General features: G+C 68.5%; 15 protein-coding genes and 3 rRNA genes. 3 read left to right on the top strand and 15 right to left on the bottom strand.

The genetic code is table 11. The features are described from left to right. Nucleotides 1–3: 3 nt before the first annotated feature. The 6 genes from EKD16_RS05370 to rph all read right to left on the bottom strand — a co-directional run bounded on the left by EKD16_RS05370 (nucleotide 4) and on the right by rph (nucleotide 11,897). Nucleotides 4–3,921 carry a transglycosylase domain-containing protein gene (locus tag EKD16_RS05370; protein ID WP_242677243.1) on the bottom strand — a complete coding sequence of 1,306 codons (3,918 nt, stop codon included), beginning with the start codon at nucleotides 3,919–3,921 and terminating at the stop codon, nucleotides 4–6. Nucleotides 3,922–4,450: 529 nt separating this feature from the next. Continuing rightward, nucleotides 4,451–4,568, bottom strand: a 5S ribosomal RNA gene (gene rrf / locus EKD16_RS05365). Between the two features lie 81 nt (nucleotides 4,569–4,649). Continuing rightward, nucleotides 4,650–7,742 (bottom strand): 23S ribosomal RNA (locus EKD16_RS05360). 441 nt (nucleotides 7,743–8,183) lie between these two features. Continuing rightward, a 16S ribosomal RNA gene (locus EKD16_RS05355) occupies nucleotides 8,184–9,718 on the bottom strand. Together the 16S, 23S and 5S rRNA genes form the textbook arrangement of a ribosomal RNA operon. Before the next feature lie 857 nt (nucleotides 9,719–10,575). Further along, a complete protein-coding gene (gene rdgB / locus EKD16_RS05350) occupies nucleotides 10,576–11,223 on the bottom strand; it encodes an RdgB/HAM1 family non-canonical purine NTP pyrophosphatase (protein WP_131097376.1) in 648 nt (215 codons plus the stop codon). Further along, nucleotides 11,220–11,897, bottom strand: coding sequence for a ribonuclease PH (gene rph, locus EKD16_RS05345; protein WP_278248940.1), 678 nt, complete (start codon nucleotides 11,895–11,897; stop codon nucleotides 11,220–11,222). Before rph ends, rdgB begins: the two co-directional genes overlap by 4 nt. Nucleotides 11,898–12,137: 240 nt before the next feature. On the opposite strand from rph, the gene EKD16_RS05340 reads away from it, so the two are divergent. Beyond that, nucleotides 12,138–12,917 (top strand): hypothetical protein, encoded by a 780-nt coding sequence (locus EKD16_RS05340; RefSeq protein ID WP_131097374.1) that lies wholly within the window; start codon nucleotides 12,138–12,140, stop codon nucleotides 12,915–12,917. Nucleotides 12,918–13,043: 126 nt separating this feature from the next. Here the strand turns inward: EKD16_RS05340 and EKD16_RS05335 are convergent, their stop codons facing one another. The 7 genes from EKD16_RS05335 to clpS form a co-directional block, all read right to left on the bottom strand. Continuing rightward, nucleotides 13,044–13,814: an MBL fold metallo-hydrolase gene (locus tag EKD16_RS05335; protein ID WP_131097373.1), complete on the bottom strand. Its 771-nt coding sequence runs from the start codon at nucleotides 13,812–13,814 to the stop codon at nucleotides 13,044–13,046. Between the two features lie 225 nt (nucleotides 13,815–14,039). After that, nucleotides 14,040–14,849 (bottom strand): thioesterase family protein, encoded by an 810-nt coding sequence (locus EKD16_RS05330; RefSeq protein ID WP_131097372.1) that lies wholly within the window; start codon nucleotides 14,847–14,849, stop codon nucleotides 14,040–14,042. Between the two features lie 173 nt (nucleotides 14,850–15,022). Further along, entirely contained in the window at nucleotides 15,023–15,970 is a 948-nt protein-coding gene (locus tag EKD16_RS05325) for a PLP-dependent cysteine synthase family protein (RefSeq protein WP_131097371.1), read from the bottom strand. Nucleotides 15,971–15,978: 8 nt separating this feature from the next. Then, nucleotides 15,979–16,257, bottom strand: coding sequence for a MoaD/ThiS family protein (locus tag EKD16_RS05320; RefSeq protein WP_131097370.1), 279 nt, complete (start codon nucleotides 16,255–16,257; stop codon nucleotides 15,979–15,981). 163 nt (nucleotides 16,258–16,420) lie between these two features. Continuing rightward, a complete protein-coding gene (locus tag EKD16_RS05315) occupies nucleotides 16,421–16,843 on the bottom strand; it encodes a Mov34/MPN/PAD-1 family protein (protein ID WP_131097369.1) in 423 nt (140 codons plus the stop codon). A 64-nt stretch (nucleotides 16,844–16,907) separates the two neighbouring features. Beyond that, nucleotides 16,908–17,471, bottom strand: a complete 564-nt coding sequence (locus EKD16_RS05310) for a DUF2017 domain-containing protein (protein ID WP_131097368.1) — start codon at nucleotides 17,469–17,471, stop codon at nucleotides 16,908–16,910. A gap of 96 nt (nucleotides 17,472–17,567) precedes the next feature. After that, a complete protein-coding gene (clpS, locus tag EKD16_RS05305; protein ID WP_131097367.1) occupies nucleotides 17,568–17,858 on the bottom strand; it encodes an ATP-dependent Clp protease adapter ClpS in 291 nt (96 codons plus the stop codon). A gap of 224 nt (nucleotides 17,859–18,082) precedes the next feature. On the opposite strand from clpS, the gene EKD16_RS05300 reads away from it, so the two are divergent. Both EKD16_RS05300 and EKD16_RS05295 read left to right on the top strand, forming a co-directional pair. Then, the gene (locus tag EKD16_RS05300; RefSeq protein ID WP_131097366.1) at nucleotides 18,083–19,396 is read left to right on the top strand and encodes a nicotinate phosphoribosyltransferase; all 1,314 of its coding nucleotides are present in this window, start codon (nucleotides 18,083–18,085) and stop codon (nucleotides 19,394–19,396) included. Between the two features lie 131 nt (nucleotides 19,397–19,527). Continuing rightward, nucleotides 19,528–20,103 carry an isochorismatase family protein gene (locus EKD16_RS05295; RefSeq protein WP_131097365.1) on the top strand — a complete coding sequence of 192 codons (576 nt, stop codon included), beginning with the start codon at nucleotides 19,528–19,530 and terminating at the stop codon, nucleotides 20,101–20,103. 114 nt (nucleotides 20,104–20,217) lie between these two features. Here the strand turns inward: EKD16_RS05295 and EKD16_RS05290 are convergent, their stop codons facing one another. Together EKD16_RS05290 and EKD16_RS05285 are read right to left on the bottom strand one after the other, a co-directional pair. Next, entirely contained in the window at nucleotides 20,218–20,973 is a 756-nt protein-coding gene (locus EKD16_RS05290) for an FkbM family methyltransferase (protein ID WP_131097364.1), read from the bottom strand. Between the two features lie 3 nt (nucleotides 20,974–20,976). Continuing rightward, on the bottom strand, nucleotides 20,977–21,996 hold the full coding sequence (locus EKD16_RS05285) for a tryptophan--tRNA ligase (protein ID WP_131097363.1): 1,020 nt from the start codon (nucleotides 21,994–21,996) through the stop codon (nucleotides 20,977–20,979). Nucleotides 21,997–22,015: the final 19 nt, after the last annotated feature.

The raw sequence follows: 22,015 nt of genomic DNA, 5'->3' as shown, positions 1-22,015 counted from the left end.
GCATCACGTCCCCGGCTGCTCCGCTTGCTGCTCTCCCCCTGTGCCCGGGCCACCGGGCTCGAATCCCGGGATACCCGGCTCGTCGGTCGGGTCTCCCGTCGGCGTACCACCCGGGTCGGGCTGAGGGCCGCCGGTCGGCTCCTGAGGCTCCGTCTCAACCGGCGGCTCGGGCGTCGACGGCTCCTCGGGGCGGGTAGCCGGAGTCGACGGCTCCGTCGGCTCGGTCTGCTCCGGCGAGGGGGGCGGGTCCGGGGCCAGGTCGAGAACCTGCCCGTCGAAGGTGGGCTCGGGGAACTGTTTGACCTCCTTGCCCTCCATGGCGTTGGTCATGAAGTTGTTCCAGATGGCCGCGGGCAGCGAACCGCCCGAGAGTTCGCCCCATCCGGGCACCGAGAACGGCTGGTTATTGCCGTTGTAGACCCCCACCGCCGTGGACAGCTGCGGGGTGTAGCCGACGAACCAGGCGGCGACGCTGTCGTCGGTGGTGCCGGTCTTGCCCGCCACCGGGCGGCCGTCCGGCAGCGCCCCGCTCGTCCCTGTTCCGCTCTGCACGACCTGCTGGAGCGCGTAGCTGACGTTGGCGGCGGTGTCCTGGCTGAACGGCTGCGAGGTCTTCGGCTTCGGACGCTCGTTCTCGCCTTCCTGATTGATCACCTCGCGGATCACGTGCGTCTCGACGTGCTTGCCGCCGTTGGCGAATGTCGCGAAGCCGGTGGCCTGGTCGACCGGCCGCACGTTGGACACGCCCAGGGCGATGGTCGGCACAACCTGGTCGTCCTCGATCATGCCCTTGGCGATTCCGGCGTCATAGGCGGTCTGGCGGACATTCTCCTCGCCCACCTCTTGGGCCAGCTGCACGTAGCCCGTGTTCAGCGAGATACGAGTCGCCTCCACCAGCGAGGTGGGCCCGCGGCTCACGTCGTCGTAGTTGTGGATCGAAGAGCCCGCAACCTGGATCGGTGTGTTGCCGTTCACCTTGCTGTTCAGGCTGTAGCCCTGCCGCAGGGCGGTGGCCAGCACGTAGGGCTTGAACGCCGAGCCGGCCTGGGCCGATCCGTCGAACGAGCTGTCGTACTGGTTCTGCATGTAGTCGTGGCCGCCGTAGAAGCCCTTGACCTCGCCGGTGGACGGCTCGACCGCGGTGAGTCCCGCGCGGACCCCGTCGGGCAGCGACCCGACGTCGACGGTGTCCTCCACCGCCTGCTTGGCCATCCGCATGGTCTGCTGGTCGAAGGTCGTGACGACCTTGTAGCCGCCGCGGTTGATGTTGTCCTCGGTGTAGCCGAGTTCCTTCAGCTCCTCCATGGCCTGCTGGAGCATGTAGCCCTTGAAGCCGCTGAGGTCGGTGCTGTTGGCCGGGCGCTGCGCCTTGGGCTTGGGGAACTCCATCTTGTCGGCTTCGGACTGGGTGATGGCGTCAACCTCGACCATGCCGTCGACGACGTACTGCCAGCGGCCCCTCATGTCGTCGGTGTAACTCTCGTCGGCCTGGCCGTAGAGGCTCGGCTGCTGGATGGCGGCAGCGAGGAACGCGGCCTCCGATCCGGTGAGTTCGCCGACGTCCTTGTGGTAGTACGCCTGGGCGGCCGACTGGATCCCGTAGGCGTTGCGGCCGAAGTAGATGGTGTTCAGGTACTGCTCCATCACCCACTCTTTGTCCATGCCCGGGGACTGGTCCACCTTGAGGGCGATGATGATCTCCTTCAGCTTGCGGGAGACGGTCTGCTCCCGGCTGACGCCCTCGAAGTAGTTCCGGACGAACTGCTGAGTGATGGTGGAGCCGCCCTGGACCTGCTGCCCGGTGACGGTGAACCACACGGCGCGGACCGTGCCGGTGATGGAGACACCCGGTGAGTCCCAGTAGCCGCGGTCCTCGGCGGAGATGACCGCTTCCTGGACCCTCGTGGGGATCTGGTCGTAGTCGACGGGCTCGCGGTCGACGCCGCGCTCGGCGAACTGCGTCTCACCGTCGGCGTAGAAGAACGTGGAGCCCTGGTTGGTCGCCTCCTCCTTCGCGACGTCGGGCACCTCGATCGTCGCGTAGGCGACGCCGAAGCCGCTGAGGACGAGTACGGCGAGGATCCCGAAGGCGATCATCGTCGTCCGGGAAGCGCGCCACCAGAAGGGCTTCTTCGCCTTGGCCTTGGGTTTGCCGCCTCCGCCGCCGGGCGGCGGGGGACCGCCGCGGCCGGGCGGACGGGTGGGACCGGACGGGCCGGAGGGCCCCGACGGGCCACCGGGACCGGGTCGGCCGGATGGACCGGTGCCGCCGGGCGGCCCGGCAGGGCTGTGGGCGGCGGGGTCGGACGGCGAGGTGGAACGAGCGCCGCTCGGCCCGCCCGCTGTGCCGAAGGAGCCGTCGGCGGCGCCGGACGCCGCTGCGGACCCCGACGCCGCCTCGGCGGCCGGGGAACGGGGGGTGCGCGAGCGGTCGCCGGGGTGGGACGCACCGCCGTGTCCCGGCTCGGAGCGGCCGCCTGAGTCGTCGCGGGCAGCGCCGCGGCGCGGGGCGCCGCCGCTGTCGGCCGCCGTGCGGGGGGAGGCGGAGGTCCCGGCGGACTTGGCGGGCTCCGCCGACTCCAGGGAGTCGGCGGACGAGGCCGAACCGGCCGCAGCCGCCGCAGCGGCGCCGCCCGCGGCGGCAGCCCGCGGCGCCCGGTCGCTGCCCTGCGGGTCGGACTCGGCGGCGCGTCGGGATGCCGGATCGGCGTGCGGAGACTGCGCTGAGGCACCGGGGCCGGAGGCGGGGGTACCGCCGGCCGCGTCATGGGCGCCCGAAGCGGGCTCCCCCGATGATGCGGACGCGTCGCCGGTGTCGCCGACCGGTGCGGATCGGCGGGTTCCAGCGGCTTCGTGCCCGGACTCCCCACCGGCGGCGGGTCCTGCGGAGCCTGCGGCGGCCTCGGAGGCGTCGTTTGCGGACTGACCGGAACCGGCGGACGGCTGGTAGCCGGATTGTTCGCGGGCGCTCGCGTCGGACGGGGGCTTCTCGGCATCGGCAGCCGAGCGCGAGGAAACGCGTGGGGTGAACCAGGAGCGCGACTCGTCGGCGCCTTCCTTGGCGCTTTCGGCATCTTCGTCGCGTGTTTCGGACGCCTGCGGCTCATCCCGGCCGCCGATGGGAGCCGCCGTCGTGCCGCCTGCGTCCGATCCGGACCGCTCGAACTCGGTTGCCGGGTAGGCACGGAACTCGGCTCGGCCTTCGGGGTCGGCATCTGCGGCGCCTTCGTCGGACCCGCTGCCGCCTGTCCTGGTGTCGGAGACACGCGGGGTCGATCCACCGGCGGCGGGCGCCGCGGCGGATCCGGCCGACGCGTTCGCGGCCGACGGCGAGGACGGTTCCACGGTAGCGGCACCGGACGCGGAAGTCTTGTCATCGTCGTCGGCGCTAGCCGCGTCATTGGAGACGTCAGTGGGGGCGGGAGGTCCCGATTCTCGAGAGGGCTCCGCGGACGCGGCTGCGCCGATGTCGGCCTGGGCAGCGCGGCTGTCGCTGTCGGTGGACGCGACCGATGCCGCGGGACCGGACTCGGGCACGTCGGAGCCGGTGTCCTCGCCGCCCTCCCCCGAACGCTCGCCTGTCGCACCGGCGGTCGGCTCCTCAGGGACCGCGGAGCCCCAAGTGCCGTCCTTCCTCAGGTCGAAGCCCTGCTCGGCCAGCGTACGAGCCACCTGATCGCGGAAGAAGCTGCCGCTGTCCTTGAAGGCGCTTGCACCGCTCGCCGCTTCACCGGAGTCGTCGCGGCTCTCCTCGGCGACCTCGTCTTCGGAGACTTCGGAGGAGGTCCGGGCAGAGGTCCCGTCCGCAGCGGCCTGCTCGCCGGGCGCGGCGGGAGCCGCTTCCTCGGCCGGCGCCTCGGGTTCACCGCCGCCCTCGTGATTCCCCTTCTCCATGGAGTCGTCGTCCCGCTCGTTCGTCATCGCAGCACCATCGGGTCGATTCATGCGGTCGTCGGTCTTCCCGCCGGGACCGCGACCTGAGCCACTCCCCCAGCGCGCTGCGTCCCCCGCAGCACGACCGTCGTCGTCAGGCGTCTCGGCGTCACGGCGCGGCGCGATGTCGCCGTCACCGGAAGTGCTCTCACTCAGTTGGATGCCCCCTGGCACTCTCGACTCGACCGCATACGCCTATACGTAGGACGCGCGAACAGGTCGAATCGGTTCAGCACAATCTTGTAGAGCAGGCTCGGCACGGCGGGGGACTTGCCGGAACCCGTAGAACACGATACCCGCACTGATCACCAGGGCCATCACTGGAATCCGGCCCGGGAACCAACAGTGTGATCACAGTGGAGGAGGTCAATCACGACCGGTGACGACTCGGGGCGACATGGGCCACCCGGCTGCGGGAGGCGCGGCCGACGGGATACAGGCGGCACCTGGATGCGGTGCTGCACTTGGGCATAAAAAATGGGGGGCTCCGCCGAAACGGAACCCCCCACCAAAAAAAATGCGGCGGCAACCTACTCTCCCACCCCCACCATGGAGGCAGTACCATCGGCGCAAAGAGACTTAACGACCGGGTTCGGAAAGAGACCGGGTGTGACCCTCCCGCTATCACCACCGCAAACCAACACCCCACCCCACACACCACAGCATGCGGAACAGGGAAAACCTGTGAACAATGTGCGCGAACACCCAGCATCCGTGGCGGACAAGCCCTCGGCCTATTAGTACCGGTCAGCTCCACCCCTCACAAGGCTTCCACACCCGGCCTATCAACCCAGTCATCACCTGGCAGCCTTACCCCCACCACAGGGCAGGAGACCTCATCTCGAAGCAAGCTTCCCACTTAGATGCTTTCAGCGGTTATCTCTCCCGAACGTAGCCAACCAGCCATGCCCCTGGCGGAACAACTGGCACACCAGCGGTTCGTCCGTCCCGGTCCTCTCGTACTAGGGACAGCCCTCCACAAGTCTCCAACGCGCGCAGCGGATAGGGACCGAACTGTCTCACGACGTTCTAAACCCAGCTCGCGTGCCGCTTTAATGGGCGAACAGCCCAACCCTTGGGACCAACTCCAGCCCCAGGATGCGACGAGCCGACATCGAGGTGCCAAACCATCCCGTCGATACGGACTCTTGGGGAAGATCAGCCTGTTATCCCCGGGGTACCTTTTAGCCGTTGAGCGACGCCGCTTCCACACGCCGGCGCCGGATCACTAGTCCCTGCTTTCGCACCTGCTCGACACGTCCGTCTCACAGTCAAGCTCCCTTGTGCACTTACACTCACCACCTGATTGCCAACCAGGCCGAGGGAACCTTTGGGCGCCTCCGTTACCCTTTAGGAGGCAACCGCCCCAGTTAAACTACCCACCAGACACTGTCCCCGAACCGGATCACGGCCCAAAGTTAGATGCCCGAAACAGCCAGAGTGGTATTTCACCAACGCCTCCACCACCACTGGCGTGGCGGCTTCCACAGCTCCCACCTATCCTACACAAACCATCCCAAACACCAATGTCAAGCTATAGTGAAGGTCCCGGGGTCTTTCCGTCCTGCTGCGCGAAACGAGCATCTTTACTCGTAGTGCAATTTCACCGGGCCCGCGGTTGAGACAGCGGGGAAGTCGTTACGCCATTCGTGCAGGTCGGAACTTACCCGACAAGGAATTTCGCTACCTTAGGATGGTTATAGTTACCACCGCCGTTTACTGGCGCTTAGATTCCCAGCCTCACACCAAAGTGCTAACCAGTCCTCTTAACGTTCCAGCACCGGGCAGGCGTCAGTCCGTATACAGCGTCTTACGACTTCGCACGGACCTGTGTTTTTAATAAACAGTCGCTTCCCCCTGGTATCTGCGACCCCACCCAGCTCCGGACGCACAGTCCATCACCAGACGGGGCTCCCCTTCTCCCGAAGTTACGGGGACAATTTGCCGAGTTCCTTAACCACGGTTCACCCGAACGCCTCGGTATACTCTACCTGACCACCTGCGTCGGTTTCGGGTACTGGCCGCACACGCACTCGCTAGAGGCTTTTCTCGACAGCACGGGATCACTCACTTCACCAAAACGGCTCGGCATCACGCCTCACCCACATAACAGGGCAGGGATTTACCACCACCCCGGGCTACACGCTTACCCCCGGACAACCACCGCCGGGTAGAGCTACCCCACTGCGTCACCCCATCACTTGCCTACACACCCCTCGGACCCCAGACCGGAACAGCCGCAACCGCCCGAAGGCGGAAACAGCCACCAGCATGGTTAGCATCAGGGCTATCAACACGGGCGCACGCGCACGGGTACGGGAATATCAACCCGTCATCCATCGACTACGCCTGCCGGCCTCGCCTTAGGTCCAGACTCACCCTGGGCGGATCAACCTGCCCCAGGAACCCTTAGTCAATCGGCGCCGGAGTTTCCCACTCCGGTCTCGCTACTCATGCCTGCATTCTCACTCGCACACCCTCCACCACCCGTCACCAGGCGGCTTCACCGGAGTGCACGACGCTCCCCTACCAACCACACCACAAGGTGCGGCTCCACAGCTTCGGCGGTGTACTTCAGCCCCGCTACATTATCGGCGCAGAATCACTTGACCAGTGAGCTATTACGCACTCTTTCAAGGATGGCTGCTTCTAAGCCAACCTCCTGGTTGTCTCAGCAACTCCACAACCTTACCCACTTAGCACACCCTTAGGGGCCTTAGCTGATGATCTGGGCTGTTTCCCTCTCGACCACGGAGCTTCTCCCCCGCAGTCTCACTGCTGCGCTCGCTCCACCGGCATTCGGAGTTTATCTGACGTCAGTAACCCGGTCAGGCCCATCAGCCAAACAGTAGCTCTACCTCCAGGGAGCACCACACAACGCTGCACCTAAATGCATTTCGGGGAGAACCAGCTATCACGGAGTTTGATTGGCCTTTCACCCCTACCCACAGCTCATCCCCCAGGTTTTCAACCCTGGTGGGTTCGGGCCTCCACGAAGTCTTACCTCCGCTTCACCCTGGCCATGGGTAGATCACCCCGCTTCGGGTCCACAGCATGCGACTCATGCGCCCTCTTCAGACTCGCTTTCGCTACGGCTACCCCACCCGGGTTAACCTCGCCACACACCACGACTCGCAGGCTCATTCTTCAAAAGGCACGCCATCACCCCACACCCAAGTGAAGCTCTGACGGCTTGACAGCACACGGTTTCAGGTACTCTTTCACAACCCCTCACCGGGGCACTTTTCACCTTTCCCTCACGGTACTCGTCCACTATCGGTCACCAGGACGTATTCAGGCTTGACAGGTGGTCCTGCCGGATTCACACGGAATTCCTCGGGCTCCGCGCTACTCGGGAGTATGCCCCATGCGCCGTGCCCCACCTTCACCTACGGGACTCTCACCCGCTCCGGTACCGCATCCCAACGGCTTCGGCTAGCGAAACACACGCGCACCCCGGGCCGGCAGACCCGAGACAGACACATCCCACAACCCCACGCACGCAACGACTGCCGTCTCTGGCACGCACGCGGTTTAGCCACCATCCCCGTTCGCTCACCACTACTAGGGGAATCACTGTTGTCTTCTCTTCCTGCGGGTACTGAGATGTTTCACTTCCCCGCGTCACCACCAACCGCCCTATACATTCAGACGGCGGCAACCCGACACGACTCGGGCTGGGTTCCCCCATTCGGACACCCGCGGATCACAGCTCGGTTGACAGCTCCCCGCGGCCTATCGCGGCCTCCCACGTCCTTCATCGGCGCCTGGTGCCAAGGCATCCACCGTATGCCACTCATACTTGGCCACCACAGATACAAGATGCTCGCGCACACTATCCACAAATCAAAACACCCGCCACACACCCAGCCACAACCCGCCGGCACCGCACCAGCCGGAGACAACCTCCAGCCCCGCAGCACCGCACCGCACCGCAGCACCAGCCGCCCACCACCGAAGAGACCAACCTCTCCAGCAGCCCACCCCCACACAAGAGGGGCCCGCGACCGGCCACCACCAAACGGCACCGGGTCTTCACCGGGGTGGCCCGGGGGAGAACAACCAGTGCGGCTGCTCCCTCAGACACCCAACAGCGCGTGTCCACTCCATGCACCACCCCGACACCCGGCCCCCTCGACCACGCGACCGCACACAGCGATCGCCGACGAGACGAACCGGCACCGTGCCGGGTCCACTTTTCGAGTCCGCCGGCCACACGACAAACAGACCGGCTTACCAAGACTCCTTAGAAAGGAGGTGATCCAGCCGCACCTTCCGGTACGGCTACCTTGTTACGACTTCGTCCCAATCGCCAGCCCCACCTTCACTCACTCCCTCCCCAGAGGGGTTAGGCCGCAAGTTTCGGGTGTTGCCGACTTTCATGACGTGACGGGCGGTGTGTACAAGGCCCGGGAACGTATTCACCGCGGCATTGCTGATCCGCGATTACTAGCGACTCCACCTTCACGGGGTCGAGTTGCAGACCCCGATCCGAACTGAGACCGGCTTTTAGGGATTCGCTCCACCTCACGGCATCGCACGCCCACTGTACCGGCCATTGTAGCATGTTTGCAGCCCAAGACATAAGGGGCATGATGACTTGACGTCATCCCCACCTTCCTCCGAGTTGACCCCGGCAGTCTCCCATGAGTCCCCACCACCACGTGCTGGCAACATGGAACAAGGGTTGCGCTCGTTGCGGGACTTAACCCAACATCTCACGACACGAGCTGACGACAGCCATGCACCACCTGTCACCGATCCCAAAAGGACCCACCGTCTCCGATGGATTACCGGCGATGTCAAACCTTGGTAAGGTTCTTCGCGTTGCGTCGAATTAAGCAACATGCTCCGCCGCTTGTGCGGGCCCCCGTCAATTCCTTTGAGTTTTAGCCTTGCGGCCGTACTCCCCAGGCGGGGCGCTTAATGCGTTAGCTACGGCACGGAAACCGTGGAAAGTCCCCACACCTAGCGCCCAACGTTTACAGCGTGGACTACCAGGGTATCTAATCCTGTTCGCTCCCCACGCTTTCGCTCCTCAGCGTCAGGTAAGGCCCAGAGACCCGCCTTCGCCACCGGTGTTCCTCCTGATATCTGCGCATTTCACCGCTACACCAGGAATTCCAGTCTCCCCTACCTACCTCGAGCATGCCCGTATCCACTGCAAAACCGGAGTTGAGCCCCGGACTTACACAGCAGACGCGACACACCACCTACGAGCTCTTTACGCCCAATAATTCCGGACAACGCTCGGACCCTACGTATTACCGCGGCTGCTGGCACGTAGTTGGCCGGTCCTTATTCCCCACCTACCGTCAACCCCGGCAGAAACCGGAGCCTGCGTCGGTGGTAAAAGAGGTTTACAACCCGAAGGCCGTCATCCCCCACGCGGCGTCGCTGCGTCAGGCTTCCGCCCATTGCGCAAGATTCCCCACTGCTGCCTCCCGCAGGAGTCTGGGCCGTGTCTCAGTCCCAGTGTGGCCGGTCGCCCTCTCAGGCCGGCTACCCGTAATCGCCTTGGTAGGCCATCACCCCACCAACAAGCTGATAGGCCGCGAGCCCCTCCCCGACCGGAAAACACCTTTCCACACCCCACCATGCGATGAGGCGTCCTATCGGGTATTAGACCGGGTTTCCCCGGCTTATCCCCGAGTCGGGGGCAGGTTGCTCACGTGTTACTCACCCGTTCGCCGCTCGTGTACCCCGAAGGGCCTTACCGCTCGACTTGCATGTGTTAAGCACGCCGCCAGCGTTCGTCCTGAGCCAGGATCAAACTCTCCATCAAAGGTTCGAACCCTGACACGACCCAGAAAACCACCCCGAACACGGGATGGGAACCCCGGGCCCATCAAAGGAACCCCGGAACCGCCACCCACCGCACAGGCAGGCCGGCTCCACGGGGCCAAAACAAACATGGCACATAAAAACAAACACGCGCTGTTGAGTTCTCAAGAAACAACCGCTCATCCGGCACAAGCCCCGACCCGCAACCAGCGGACCCGCACAGGCTCTTCCCAAGAGACGGCATCTCCCCGCGAACCCCGCGCCTTTCCCGGAAACCACCGGGCCAAGCGCCGATCCGCTCTTTGTTATGCCTTCACGTTAGCAGGACCCCCGCAAACCCACCAAATCGACGAATTCGCGATGCAACCCGAAAACGCTGCACTGTCCATCACACAGAACGCACTCGCTTTGGAAACGCGCCGCCGTAGCCGGCGGATTCGTTCCGTGCCGCCCCGATTGCCGCCCGCCGGACACGCCGACAGGTAATCGATCGAGACTCTCGCAAGTGCTGGGAGCACGGCCGCTGAGCGCCCGTGTTGTCCATGTGGTGGACCGGCCGACCGGCCATCGCGTGGATGTTCGGTTCTCGGCTAGCTTGCTCTGTCCAGGTTACCAACTCGCGGTCGATGTCGCGAACGGTTCTCCCGAACCGCGGACCGACGCTCCGTCCCGCCCGGCCCGGGCTGAGCCCGAACCACGGTGTCGGATGTCTGTCCGCGTCAGCCTTTCACTTTAACCCCTGCGCCGCCGCATCGCAAACCGCCTGCTGACCCACCGCACGGCTCCGTCCGGCGGTGCGCGCCGGGGGATTCACCGCCCTCGGCCTCCTCGACGCGCCCCGCCGGGTACCCGATCGGCTCAGAACAGCTCACGGAAGCGCCGCGCGAGCTTGCGGAAGGCGATGCCGCGGTGGCTGATTGCGTTCTTCTCCGCCGCGCTCATCTGGGCGGTGGTCCGCATCTCACCGTCGGGGACGAAGACCGGGTCGTAGCCGAAGCCGTTCTCCCCGCGCCGGTCGCCGATCAGCCTGCCGCGCAGCACCCCCTCGGCGACCTCTTCGATCTCCTCCTCGGCGGCGGGCCGCGCGCCCCGCGGTACGACGAGGACCGCCGCGGCCACGAACTCCGCCCCCCGCCGTTCCTCGGGTGTGTCCGCGAGCTGGTCGAGGACCAGGTCGAGGTTGGCCGCGTCCATATCGCCCGCCTGCCGACCGAACCGCCCCGACCAGCGGGCCGACAGCACGCCCGGCATCCCGTTGAGCGCGTCCACGCGCAGCCCGGAGTCGTCGGCCACGGCCGGCAGCCCGGTGTGCCGGGCGACCGCGCGAGCCTTCAGCAGCGCGTTCCCGGCGAACGTGGACTCGGTCTCGGCGACCTCGGGCGCATCCGGGTAGTCGCCCAGCCCCACCACGTCCGCGTCGAGGCCGGCCTCACCCAGGATGGCCCGCAGCTCCGGCACCTTCTTGGCGTTGCGGGTGGCCAGCACCACCGTGGTGCGGTCGCTCATCCCGCCAGCGCCTTCTTCTGCTCCTGGGTCAGGTCGCCGCAGCCGGCCACGGCCAGGTCCAGCAGACTGTCGAGTTTCGCGCGGTCGAAGGGGGCGCCCTCCGCGGTGCCCTGGACCTCCACGAAGCTGCCGTCGCCGGTGACCACGACGTTCATGTCCGTCTGCGCGACGGAGTCCTCCAGGTAGTTCAGGTCGAGCCTGGCCTGGTCCTGGATGATGCCGACGCTGACCGCCGACACCGACCCCTTGAGCGGGTTGTTCTTCAGATTGCGCTTCTTGCGCAGGTACTTGAAGGCGTCGGCCAGGGCTACGTAGGCCCCGGTGATCGCCGCGGTGCGGGTGCCGCCGTCGGCCTGGAGCACGTCGCAGTCCAGGGTCACGGTGTGCTCGCCCATCGCCTTGAAGTCCACCACCGCGCGCAGCGACCGCCCGACCAGGCGGGAGATCTCGTGGGTCCGCCCACCGATCTTGCCCTTGACGGACTCCCGCGCCCCGCGGGTGTCGGTGGCGCGGGGCAGCATCGCGTACTCCGCGGTGACCCATCCTTCACCGGTGCCGCGCCGCCAGCGCGGCACGCCGTCCTCGACACTCGCCGCGCACAGCACGCGGGTGTCGCCGAACTCGATGAGCGCGGAGCCTTCCGCATGCCGCAGCCAGTCGCGGGTGATCTTCACGGGTCGCAGTTGGTTCGGAGCGCGTCCGTCGGGTCGTGCCATGCGCGAAGCCTATCGGTGCGGCCCGACCGCCGCGCCCCGGGCGAACATGGAGCCCCGGTGCAGGGGAGGTATCCCTTGGCTTACGGTCCCGCCTCCGTGCGCCGCTTCGCGTCCGAAGGGTGACACCATGGGAGGCGCCGACGCGGTCTGGGATCGCGGGCGGCCTGAGCACCGTCGGCTGGTAGAGGTCACCACGCGATGAGATTCGTTCCAAGTGAGCTGGCGCGGGCACGGTGGCCGATCGGCGCGGTCCTACTCGCGCTGACCGTCACCGGCTGCGCTCCGGAGTCCGGAGCGTCCCCAAAGGAGTCTCCGTCCGCAAGCGGCTCCACGCCCGCACCCGGCTGGGCCGATGTCGGCGGCGAGCCCGTGACCACTCCGACGGTCTCGCCCAGCACGGTGGAGGGAGGCGTCGAGGACCGCCGCGTGGACCCGCGGACGCTCCCCGTCTCGTGCGAGGCGACCGGCATCGAGGAGCGCATGTCCGACGTCGTCGCGCAACTGGAGGAGCCGGAGTTCACCGAGGTGCGCACGGACACCCGGCTGGAGTGCTCGTGGGCCGGCTTCGACCCCCGCGACGGCAGCGAAGTGGTGATGGTCACCTTCGCGCCGGAGAAGAGCCTGGTGGCCTATCCCGGCCACGTTCCCGTGAAGGCGCAGCGCGGCCCCTCCTTCTTCACCACCGACGCGGTTGCGGCCATGGGCGGCGTCGCCGAGTGGGACGGGGGCGAGATGTTCTCCGGGGTGAAGCTGCACCTTCCGGGCATGCTGGTCTCCACGACCAGCAACACGCCGCGGGTGGAGACGGGCGACCTGCTCGCCGCGGCCACCGGCACCGCCCGAGAGCTGATGGCCGACAGCGCGCCGCAGGAGGCCGGCGATTCGGCGTCGCCGCGCCCGGAGTCCTCCCAGCACACGTGGCAAGCGGACGAACGGACCGGCGGGCCTTCGGGCGAAGCACAGCCCGAGCGCGGCTGAGCGGCCGGATTCCGGGCCGTAGGCACCCCCTGCTTACTCGGTCCGGAACCGCGGCACGCTCCCCGGGTGCGCCGCGGCCGCGCGGTATCCGACCGCTCGCTCGCCGCACGGGCGGGACACCACCCCCTACACGGGGTTGAGGGCGGCGCGGCCGACCTCGTAGACGGCGCCGGAGCGCGCGATGTCGATCGGGCCGTCGAACGCGCCGCGCGCCTCGGCGAGCGTGCACTCGTCGTCGTTCCAGGGCACCAGGTGGGTCAGCACCAGGCGCCGGGCCGCGGCTCGCCTCGCGTGGTCTCCGGCCTCGCTACCGGTGAGGTGCATGTCCTTCGGGTGTTCGCGGTGGTCGTGGAAGGACGCCTCGCACAGGAACAGGTCGGTCCCGGTGGCGAGCTCGACGAGTTCGTCGCAGGCACCGGTGTCGCCGCTGTAGGTGAGGCTGCTGCCCTCGTGCTCCAGGCGGATGCCGAAGGCGTCCACGGGATGGTTCACCCGGTCCAGGCGCGCTGTCATCGGGCCGATCCCGATCTCACCGGGCGCGAGTTCGCGGAACTCGAATGTCTCCCGCATACCGGGGTCGCGGTCCAGGCCGTAGGCGTCGGCCATGCGTTCGGCCACGCCGGGCGGGCCGTAGACGGGGATGGGGGGTTTGGGCCCGCCCTGAGGATAGGTGCGGGCGACCCAGTACGAGCAGAGGTCGAAGCAGTGGTCGGCGTGCAGGTGGCTGAGGTAGACGGCGTCGATCCGGTAGATGTCGACGTGCCGCTGCAGCACGCCGAGCGCCCCGTTGCCCATGTCCAGCAGGAGCCGGAACCCGTCGGCCTCCACCAGATAGCAGGACGCGGGACTGGCCGGACCGGGGAAGCTTCCCGAAGAGCCGATGATGGTGAGTCGCACGGTGCATTGCCTTTTCGATGGGGTGCCTCCGCGGAGACGCACACGTTAAGCCGGTGTATCGCGAGGCGGGCCGCTGCATGTTCTCCGTGTTACGGGTCTACCCCAATGACCGCACCGGCGGTACCGAATGTGGCCCGAGTCTCACGCGTGTTGAGTCACATGTGAGCACTTCACATTTGCCAACGAGGAGTGTCCGCCCAGGTCACCGACATCCGACACCGCCTGCTACCGCCCGCCGCGCGCCAGCTGGCGGCTCTGCGCCACGAGGGTTCCCTTCACGTCCCAAACGTCCACGGTCTCGTCGAACCAGCCGTCGTTGACGGCGTCGGCGCGGGACCGGAAGGTGAGCGGACCGGGTTGGGGTACGGCGCGCATGTGCCAGGTGAGCTCGACGGTGGGGGCCCAGCGCCAAGCGCCGAAGACGGTGACGACGGGCGGGAGCGCGTCCACGGCCAGCGGCAGGAACAGTGCCGGGTCGTCGGCGGAGGGGCCGCCGTCCTCTTCGCTGATGTGCACGTAGCCCACCAGTTCGGGCACGGGGTCGGCGATGCGGCCCAGCAGGCGCTGCCAGGAGTCCTCGGTGTAGAACTGGGCGACACGGCGGGTGAAGGCGGGCGCGTTCTCGACGTCGGCGCGGGGGTCGTAGCGGCGGCACCGGTCCAGGGGCGGCGCCTGCGGCGCGGCCGCGGCGTACTCGGGGACCGCACCGGAGTCGATCTCCGCGGTGGCGATGGTTCCGGTCACGCATTCCTTGCCGTCCTGGCGCAGGGCGACGCGCACGGTGGCGACGGTGCGCCCGGCCTTGAGGACGGTCGCCTCGACATCGGCCGCGCCGGCCACGGCGGGGCGCATGAAGTGGAAGGACGACGACACCGCGTGCGGGTGCGGGGAGGCCGCCAGGGCGGCGCGCTGCATGACGGCCATCAGGTATCCGCCGTTCATGGCCTTGCCGATGAGGTAACCGGGGTCGAGGTCGGCGGTGTAGTGTCCGTCGGCGGCCGCGGCGAGGGCGGTCGCGGAGTCGAATCTCGTCATGGGGCCATTCAACCGAACGGCGTTCTTCCTTCGGCCACCAGCCCCCGCCCTCGTGGCCGGGGCGGGCGCCGGGACCTGCGGGCGGGCGCCGGGGCGGTCCCCGGTCGGCCCGCCCGCCTGCCGGATGCGGCGCGCGGCGCGCGGCGTTCTCGGCGGTGCCTGCTACGCCGCGACTACGCCCACAGCTGTCCGTCGAGGCGCTCCTCGGCCTCTTCCAGGGTGCCCTCGTAGGCGCCCGTCGAGAGGTACTTCCAGCCGGCGTCGGCGATGACGAAGGCGATGTCGGCCTCCTCGCCGGCCTTGACCGCCTTGGCGGCCATGCCCATGGCCGCGTGCAGCGCGCCTCCGGTGGAGATGCCGGCGAAGATGCCCTCGTTCTCCAGCAGCTCGCGGGTGCGCTTCAGCGCGGCGTCGGAGGGCACCGAGAAGCGGGTGGTGAGCACCGATTCGTCGTAGAGCTCGGGCACGAACCCTTCGTCGAGGTTGCGCAGCCCGTAGACGAGTTCGCCGTAGCGGGGCTCGGCCGCGACGATCCTGACCCCGGGCCGCTGCTCCCGCAGGTAGCGGCCCACGCCCATGAGCGTCCCCGTGGTACCCAGACCCGCGACGAAGTGGGTCACCTCGGGCAGGTCGGCGAGCAGCTCGGGGCCGGTGGTCTCGTAGTGGGCGCGTGCGTTGGCCGGATTGCCGTACTGGTAGAGCATCACCCAGTCGGGATGCTCGGCGGCCATGCCCTTGGCCACGCGCACCGCCTCGTTCGAGCCGCCCTCGGCCGGGGAGAAGTGGATCTGCGCGCCCCACATCTGAAGCAGCTGGCGCCGTTCGGCCGAGGTGTTCTCCGGCATCACGCAGACCATGCGGTAACCGCGCAGCTTGGCGACCATGGCCAGGGAGATCCCCGTGTTGCCGGAGGTCGGCTCCAGGATGGTGCAGCCCGGCGAGAGCAGCCCGTCCTTCTCCGCCTGCTCGATCATGTAGAACGCGACGCGGTCTTTGACCGAACCGGTGGGGTTTCGGTCCTCCAGCTTCGCCCACAGCCGGACGCTCGGCGACGGGGACAGCCGCGGCAGGCCCACCAGCGGAGTGCGGCCCAGCGAGTCCAGCAGGGAGTCGAATCGCATGGCGGCGGTCAGCGCATGCCGCCCGCGACCGCGGGCAGGATCGTGACGGTGTCGCCGTCGGCGACCGGCGACTCCAGCCCGCCCAGGAAGCGGACGTCCTCGTCGTTGAGGTAGACGTTGATGAACCGGCGCAGCTTGCCGTCCTGGACGAGTCGCTCCTGGAGCCCGGGGTGCCGCTTGTCGAGGTCGGTGATGAGCTCACCGAGGGAGGAGCCCTCGCCCTCGACCGCCTTGGCGTCTCCGGTCAGGTTGCGCAGGATGGTGGGGATGCGGACCTCGATGGCCATGAGCGTTTCTCCGTAGCGTGTGGACGTCTGCGTCTGTCAGGCGGTGCGGGCGTGCGGGCGCGCACTCCTGCCCTGCGTTGCAACAGGCGGCGCCGATCGGTGATTCCGCGCCGCCGTGCGGGCGTCTGCTCTTTCGAGGCGGGACCCGATCGCCGCCGCGAGCCTACGCGGCGTATTCGCCCTCGACGATCTCGACCGGCTCCTCGGTCACCTTTTCGTCCACGATGCGGTAGGACCGGAACTCCTCGGTCTCGGAGTCGCGCGTGGAGACGAGCACGTAGTGCGCGTTGGGCTCGGAGGCGTAGGAGATGTCGGTGCGCGAGGGGTATGCCTCGGTGGCGGTGTGGGAGTGGTAGATGACCACGGGCTCCTCGTCGCGGTCGTCCATCTCGCGCCAGACGTGGAGCTGCTCCTTGGAGTCGAACCGGTAGAAGGTCGGGGAGCGTTCGGCGTTGGCCATCTCGATGAACCGCTCGGGCCGGTCGGTGCCCTCCGGGCCGGCGACGACGCCGCACGCCTCGTCGGGGTGGTCGCGGCGTGCATGGGCGACGATCCGCTCGTAGATCGCGCGGTTGATCCTCAGCATGGCCCTCAGCCTAGCCCAGAATATTTCCCTACCCACCCACTGGGTATGTCTTCCACGCGGGCGCTCACGAGCCCTCGGGCCCCGCCTCGAACAGCGCTTCGACCAGGGTCTCCTGGAGCTCCCCCAGCCAGGCGTAGAGGTGCATGGCGGTGGCGTCGGCCTCGGGCACGGCGTCCTCGCCGCGCATATAGGCGTCCTGGGTCTCCTCGTCGATCCCCAACCGGGTACCCAGGGTCAGCCGGACGTCGTTGAGCGACTTCAGCCATGCGTGCCCGCCCGCGGGGTCCAGTTCGACCCGGCCGCCGCCGGAGGCGGGCAGGGCGTCCATGAGCGACTGGGCGTTCTCGCGCTTGTGCAGGCGCAGGCCGTCCTCGGTGAAGCGGCGGAACTCGCCGGAGAGGTCGGCGTCGTCGCCGCTGTAGGCGTCCGGCAGCAGGCGTGCCAGAACGGGGTCCTCGGGGGTTTCCGTGCTTTCGCCGATGCCGAGGATGCGCTCGAACTCGTCCTTCTCCGGGGGCGCCTCGACCATCTCCAGCACCAGGGCCGCCATGGCCCGCAGGATCTCGGCCTCATCGGAGTCGAGGTCGACGGCCACTCCGCCGCCGACGGCCCGGAAGCCTCGTGTCATCGCTACGTTCCACCGTTCCGCCTGCCGTTGCCGGTTCGTTCCGCCTGCCGCGCTCCCCCGCCGCGGCGCCCCGGCTCCGCGGGGCCTTTCCCGCGCTCAGGTGTCCTGCTGGAGGGTCGCCCACAGACCGTACTCGTGCAGGACCGCGACGTCGCGCTCCATCTCCTCCCTGCTGCCGCTGGAGACCACGGCGCGCCCCTTGTGGTGCACGTCGAGCATGAGCGAGTGCGCCTTGCTCCGGGGATAGCCGAACACCGTCTGGAAGACGTAGGTGACATACGACATCAGGTTGACCGGATCGTTCCACACGATGGTCACCCACGGGAGATCCGGCCGCACGTCCTCCTCGGTTTCCGGCCGCTCCAATTCGACCGGTGCCGTACTCACGGGTCGTTCACCTGCCTTGCGTCCGCCGTTGCCGGCCTACCTGGGGGGCGGGGTGCCCGGCCTGCGCCGCCGCGGCGGCTCCCCAAGGGGCGACGCGCGGGCTCCGGCGCGGGTTTCCCGCCTACGGTATCCATGGTGCCACTGTTGGTAGCCCGCTCTCGTGGGCAGTGTCATAAGTGGCGGCCCATTTTGATACCGACAGACACAAACTAGGCTGGTCCGCTATGACCGACGATGCGAGCAGCGCACTCCTGACCGACAGGTACGAGCTGACGATGCTGCAGGGCGCCCTGCAGAGCGGGGCCGCGAACCGGAGGACCGTCTTCGAGATGTTCGCCCGGCGGCTGCCCGAGAACCGCGGCTACGGCGTCGTCGCCGGCACCGACCGGTTCCTGGACGCGCTGGAGCGCTTCCGCTTCGACACCGCGGCGCTGGACTACCTCGCCGACGCCGGCGGCATCGACGACGCCACGCTGAAGTGGCTCGCCGACTACCGCTTCTCCGGCGACATCTGGGGATACGGCGAAGGCGACTGCTACTTCCCCGGCTCACCGATCCTGGTGGTCGAGGGCACGTTCGCCGAGTCGGTGCTGCTGGAGACCATCGCGCTGTCCGTCTACAACCACGACAGCGCGATCGCCGCGGCGGCCTCGCGCATGGCGCTGGCGGCCGAGAACCGGCCGATGATCGAGATGGGCTCGCGCCGCACCCACGAGATGTCGGCGGTGGCGGCGGCCCGCGCCGCGTATCTGGGGGGATTCGCCTCGACCTCGAACCTGGAGGCGGGACGGCGCTTCGGCGTCCCGACCGCCGGAACCAGCGCGCACGCGTTCGTGCTCGTGCACGACACCGAGCGCGAGGCGTTCGACGCGCAGCTGCGCGCGCTGGGAATCGACACCACGCTGCTGGTGGACACCTTCGACGTGGAGGAGGCCGTGCGCACCGGCGTCGAACTCGGCGGAGCCGCGCTGGGCGGCGTGCGCATCGACTCCGGAGACCTCAGCCGCAGCGCGTTCCGGGTGCGCGAACTGCTGGATGGACTGGGCGCCGCCGACACCCGCATCGTCATCACCGGCGATCTGGACGAGCACGCCATCCAGGCCCTGGCCGTGGCCCCGGTCGACGGCTACGGGGTCGGGACCGCCCTGGTCACGGGATCGGGCGCGCCCACGGCCTCGCTGGTCTACAAGCTGGTGGCACGCTCGGCGCAGGGCTCGGGCGACGAGCTGGAGCCGGTCGCCAAGCGGTCGGTGGGCAAACCCAGCAAGGGCGGGCGCAAGTGGGGGTCGCGCCGACTGGACGAGTCGGGCGTGGCCACCGCCGAGCTGGTCGGCGAGCAGGAGCCGCAGGAGGGTCCCCGGCTGCGCCCGCTGCTGCGCCGGCTCGTGACCGGGGGCGAGGTCGTGGGCCGCGAGCCGCTGGAGGCGGCGCGCGAACGCCACGCACGCGCCGTGGCGGAGCTGCCGGAGTCGGCCTACCGGATGAACCGGGCGGAGCCCGTCATTCCGACGCACTTCGGGCACGAGGCCGGGGACTGAGTCCGGGAACTCCGGGCAGGAAAAGCACAACCGCAGATTCGCGGGTGCGGTCGGCGCGCACCGGGACGACGGACGCCTACGGCGCCGCGACCCGCACGGCGCGCGGACCCGCCCGATTAAGGAGGACCGCAATGCGGGCTTTGATCGTCGTCGACGTGCAGAACGACTTCTGCGAAGGCGGCAGCCTGGCCGTGACCGGAGGTGCCGGGGTCGCCGGCGAGGTCACGGAGTTCATCGCCGGGCACCGCGGTGAGTACGCCGGTGTCGCGGCCACCCGCGACCACCACATCGACCCTGGCTCGCACTTCTCCGACGACCCCGACTTCGTGGAGAGCTGGCCGGTGCACTGCGTCGCGGGAACGCCCGGCGCCGAGTTCCACCCCGGATTCCGGACCGACGACGTCGACGCGGTGTTCCGCAAAGGCCAGTACAGCTCCGGCTACAGCGGCTTCGAGGGCGAGACCGACGACGGGCGGCGTCTGGAGCGGTGGCTGCGCGACCTGGGCGCCGACTCCGTCGACATCGTGGGAATCGCCACCGACCACTGCGTACGGGCGACGGCGCTGGACGCGGCGGCGGCCGGGTTCGACACCCGGGTGCTGCTGGGCCTGACAGCGGGCGTCTCGCGCACGGGCACCGACGGAGCCCTGGGCCAGATGGCGGAGAACGGCGTCCGCCTGGACGGCGAGCCGGTCGTCGCGGCGTGAGCCGGTGAACGGGCAGCCCGCGCGGCGCGGGAGCGCCGAGCGAGTGCGGAGGCGGCGAGAGTGTCCGGCCGCGCCGAGGAGCCGGGGCGCCGTCATCGCGGATCGGGCCCCGGCTCAGTCCCGGGGTTCGGCCGTGAACAGGTAGTTGCGGTGGCCCTCGCGCACCCGGTCGGCCGGGCGCCAGGTGCGCCCCACCCGTACGCGCATGCGGTAGCCCAGTTCCGCGAGCCGCTCCGCGACGTCGGCCGCGCGCGCCCCGTACTTGGCCAGGTGCCGGTCCTCGATCTCCAGCAGCAGCGCGGGGCGATGGGTCCGCAGCGTCTGCCGGCCGCCGTCCAGCACGGCCAGCTCGGCGCCTTCGACATCGGCCTTGACGAAGTCGAGTCGGTCCAGCCCCAACTCGCCGACCAGGGAGTCGAGCGTGGTGACAGGCGTGGTCACCGTGCGTTCGGCGCCGAATTCGGCGTTGGGGCCCGCACCCTGCGCCCCCGCCGTCAAGAACGCGCGGCCGTGCACCGGCAGGCCGCGCCGCACCGGCAGGCTGAGGGTGCCCGCGCCCTCCTCGGCGGCGAGGGCGCGGCGGAGCACGCGGACGTTGCCCGCGCCCAGTGCGCGGGCGGCCGAGCGCAGGAAGGCGGCGGGACCGGGGAGCGGCTCGACGGCCACGACCCGGCCGCCGGGCCCCGCGAGGTCGGCCAGGGTGAAGGTGTAGAGCCCGTACTCGGCGCCCGCGTCCAGGCACACGTCGCCGGGGCGGACGATCTCGGCGAGCCCGGCGACCTCGCGCTCGATGAAGAAGGCGTGCGGGGAGAGGCCGCGCAGCGCCGCGCCGAGCGCGCGCACCGCGGGCCGGTGATGGATCGCGGCCATGGCCTAGTCGATGCCCACGGCTCTGCGCACCTTGGCCAGGGTCGCTCCGGCGCGGCGCCGGGCGCGCTGGGCTCCGGCCTGAAGGATGTCGTCCAGCTCGCTACCTGGCGCCACGAGTGAGTCGTAGCGCTCCCGCATGGCGCCGAATCGTTCGTTCACCACCTCGAACAGCTCGTTCTTCAGCTCGCCCCAGCCCATACCGCCGGCCTCCAGGCGCTTGCGGACGCCGCCGACGTGCTCGGCCTGGCCGAACCGCGCGAGCAGCTGGAACGGCACCGAGGTGTCGGGGTCCTTGGGCTCCTCCACGGGGGTGGAGTCGGTGGGGATGCGCCGGATCAGCTTCTTCAGCTTGTTCTCCGGCATGAACAGCGGGATGTGATTGTCGTAGGACTTGCTCATCTTGCGGCCGTCGACACCGGGCAGGATGCTGCCCTCACCGTCGCCGTCCGCGGGGTAGGCGCCCTCGGGGACGGGGAAGCTGTAGTGCTCGCCGTAGAGGTGGTTGAAGGCGCGGGCGATATCGGCCGTGTACTCGATGTGCTGCGCCTGGTCGCGGCCCACGGGCACGACGTCGGTCTCCATGACGAGGATGTCGGCCGCCATGAGGATCGGGTAGTTGAACAGGCCCATGTTGATCCCGGCGTCGAGCTCGGAGCTGCCCGCAGCCTCGTTGCGGTCGCGCGCGGCCTTGTAGGCGTGCGCCCGGTTCATCAGCCCCTTGGCGGTGACGCTGGACAGCACGGTGGCCAGCTCGAACACCTCGGGGATGCTGGACTGGCGGTAGAGCACGGTGCGTTCCGGGTCCAGCCCGCAGGCGAGCCAGGTGGCGGCGACCGACCGGACGTCCTCGCGCAGCCTCGCCGGTTCCTTGACCGAGTTCAGCGAGTGGTAGTCGGCGAGGAAGTACAGGGAGTCGTTGGACTCGGCGGCGGCCAGCGCGGGCTGGATCGCGCCGTAGTAGTTGCCGAGGTGGGGCATGCCGGAGGTCTGGATGCCCGTGAGGTAGGTCTTGGTCGCTGCCATGGGGCCGAGTTTATCGGCG

The organism is Streptomonospora litoralis, from assembly GCF_004323735.1.
GTDB classification, from domain to species: Bacteria; Actinomycetota; Actinomycetes; order Streptosporangiales; family Streptosporangiaceae; genus Streptomonospora; species Streptomonospora litoralis.
The sequence above is the reverse complement of the archived record's forward strand: the minus strand, read 5'-3'. Positions and strand labels throughout refer to the sequence as shown.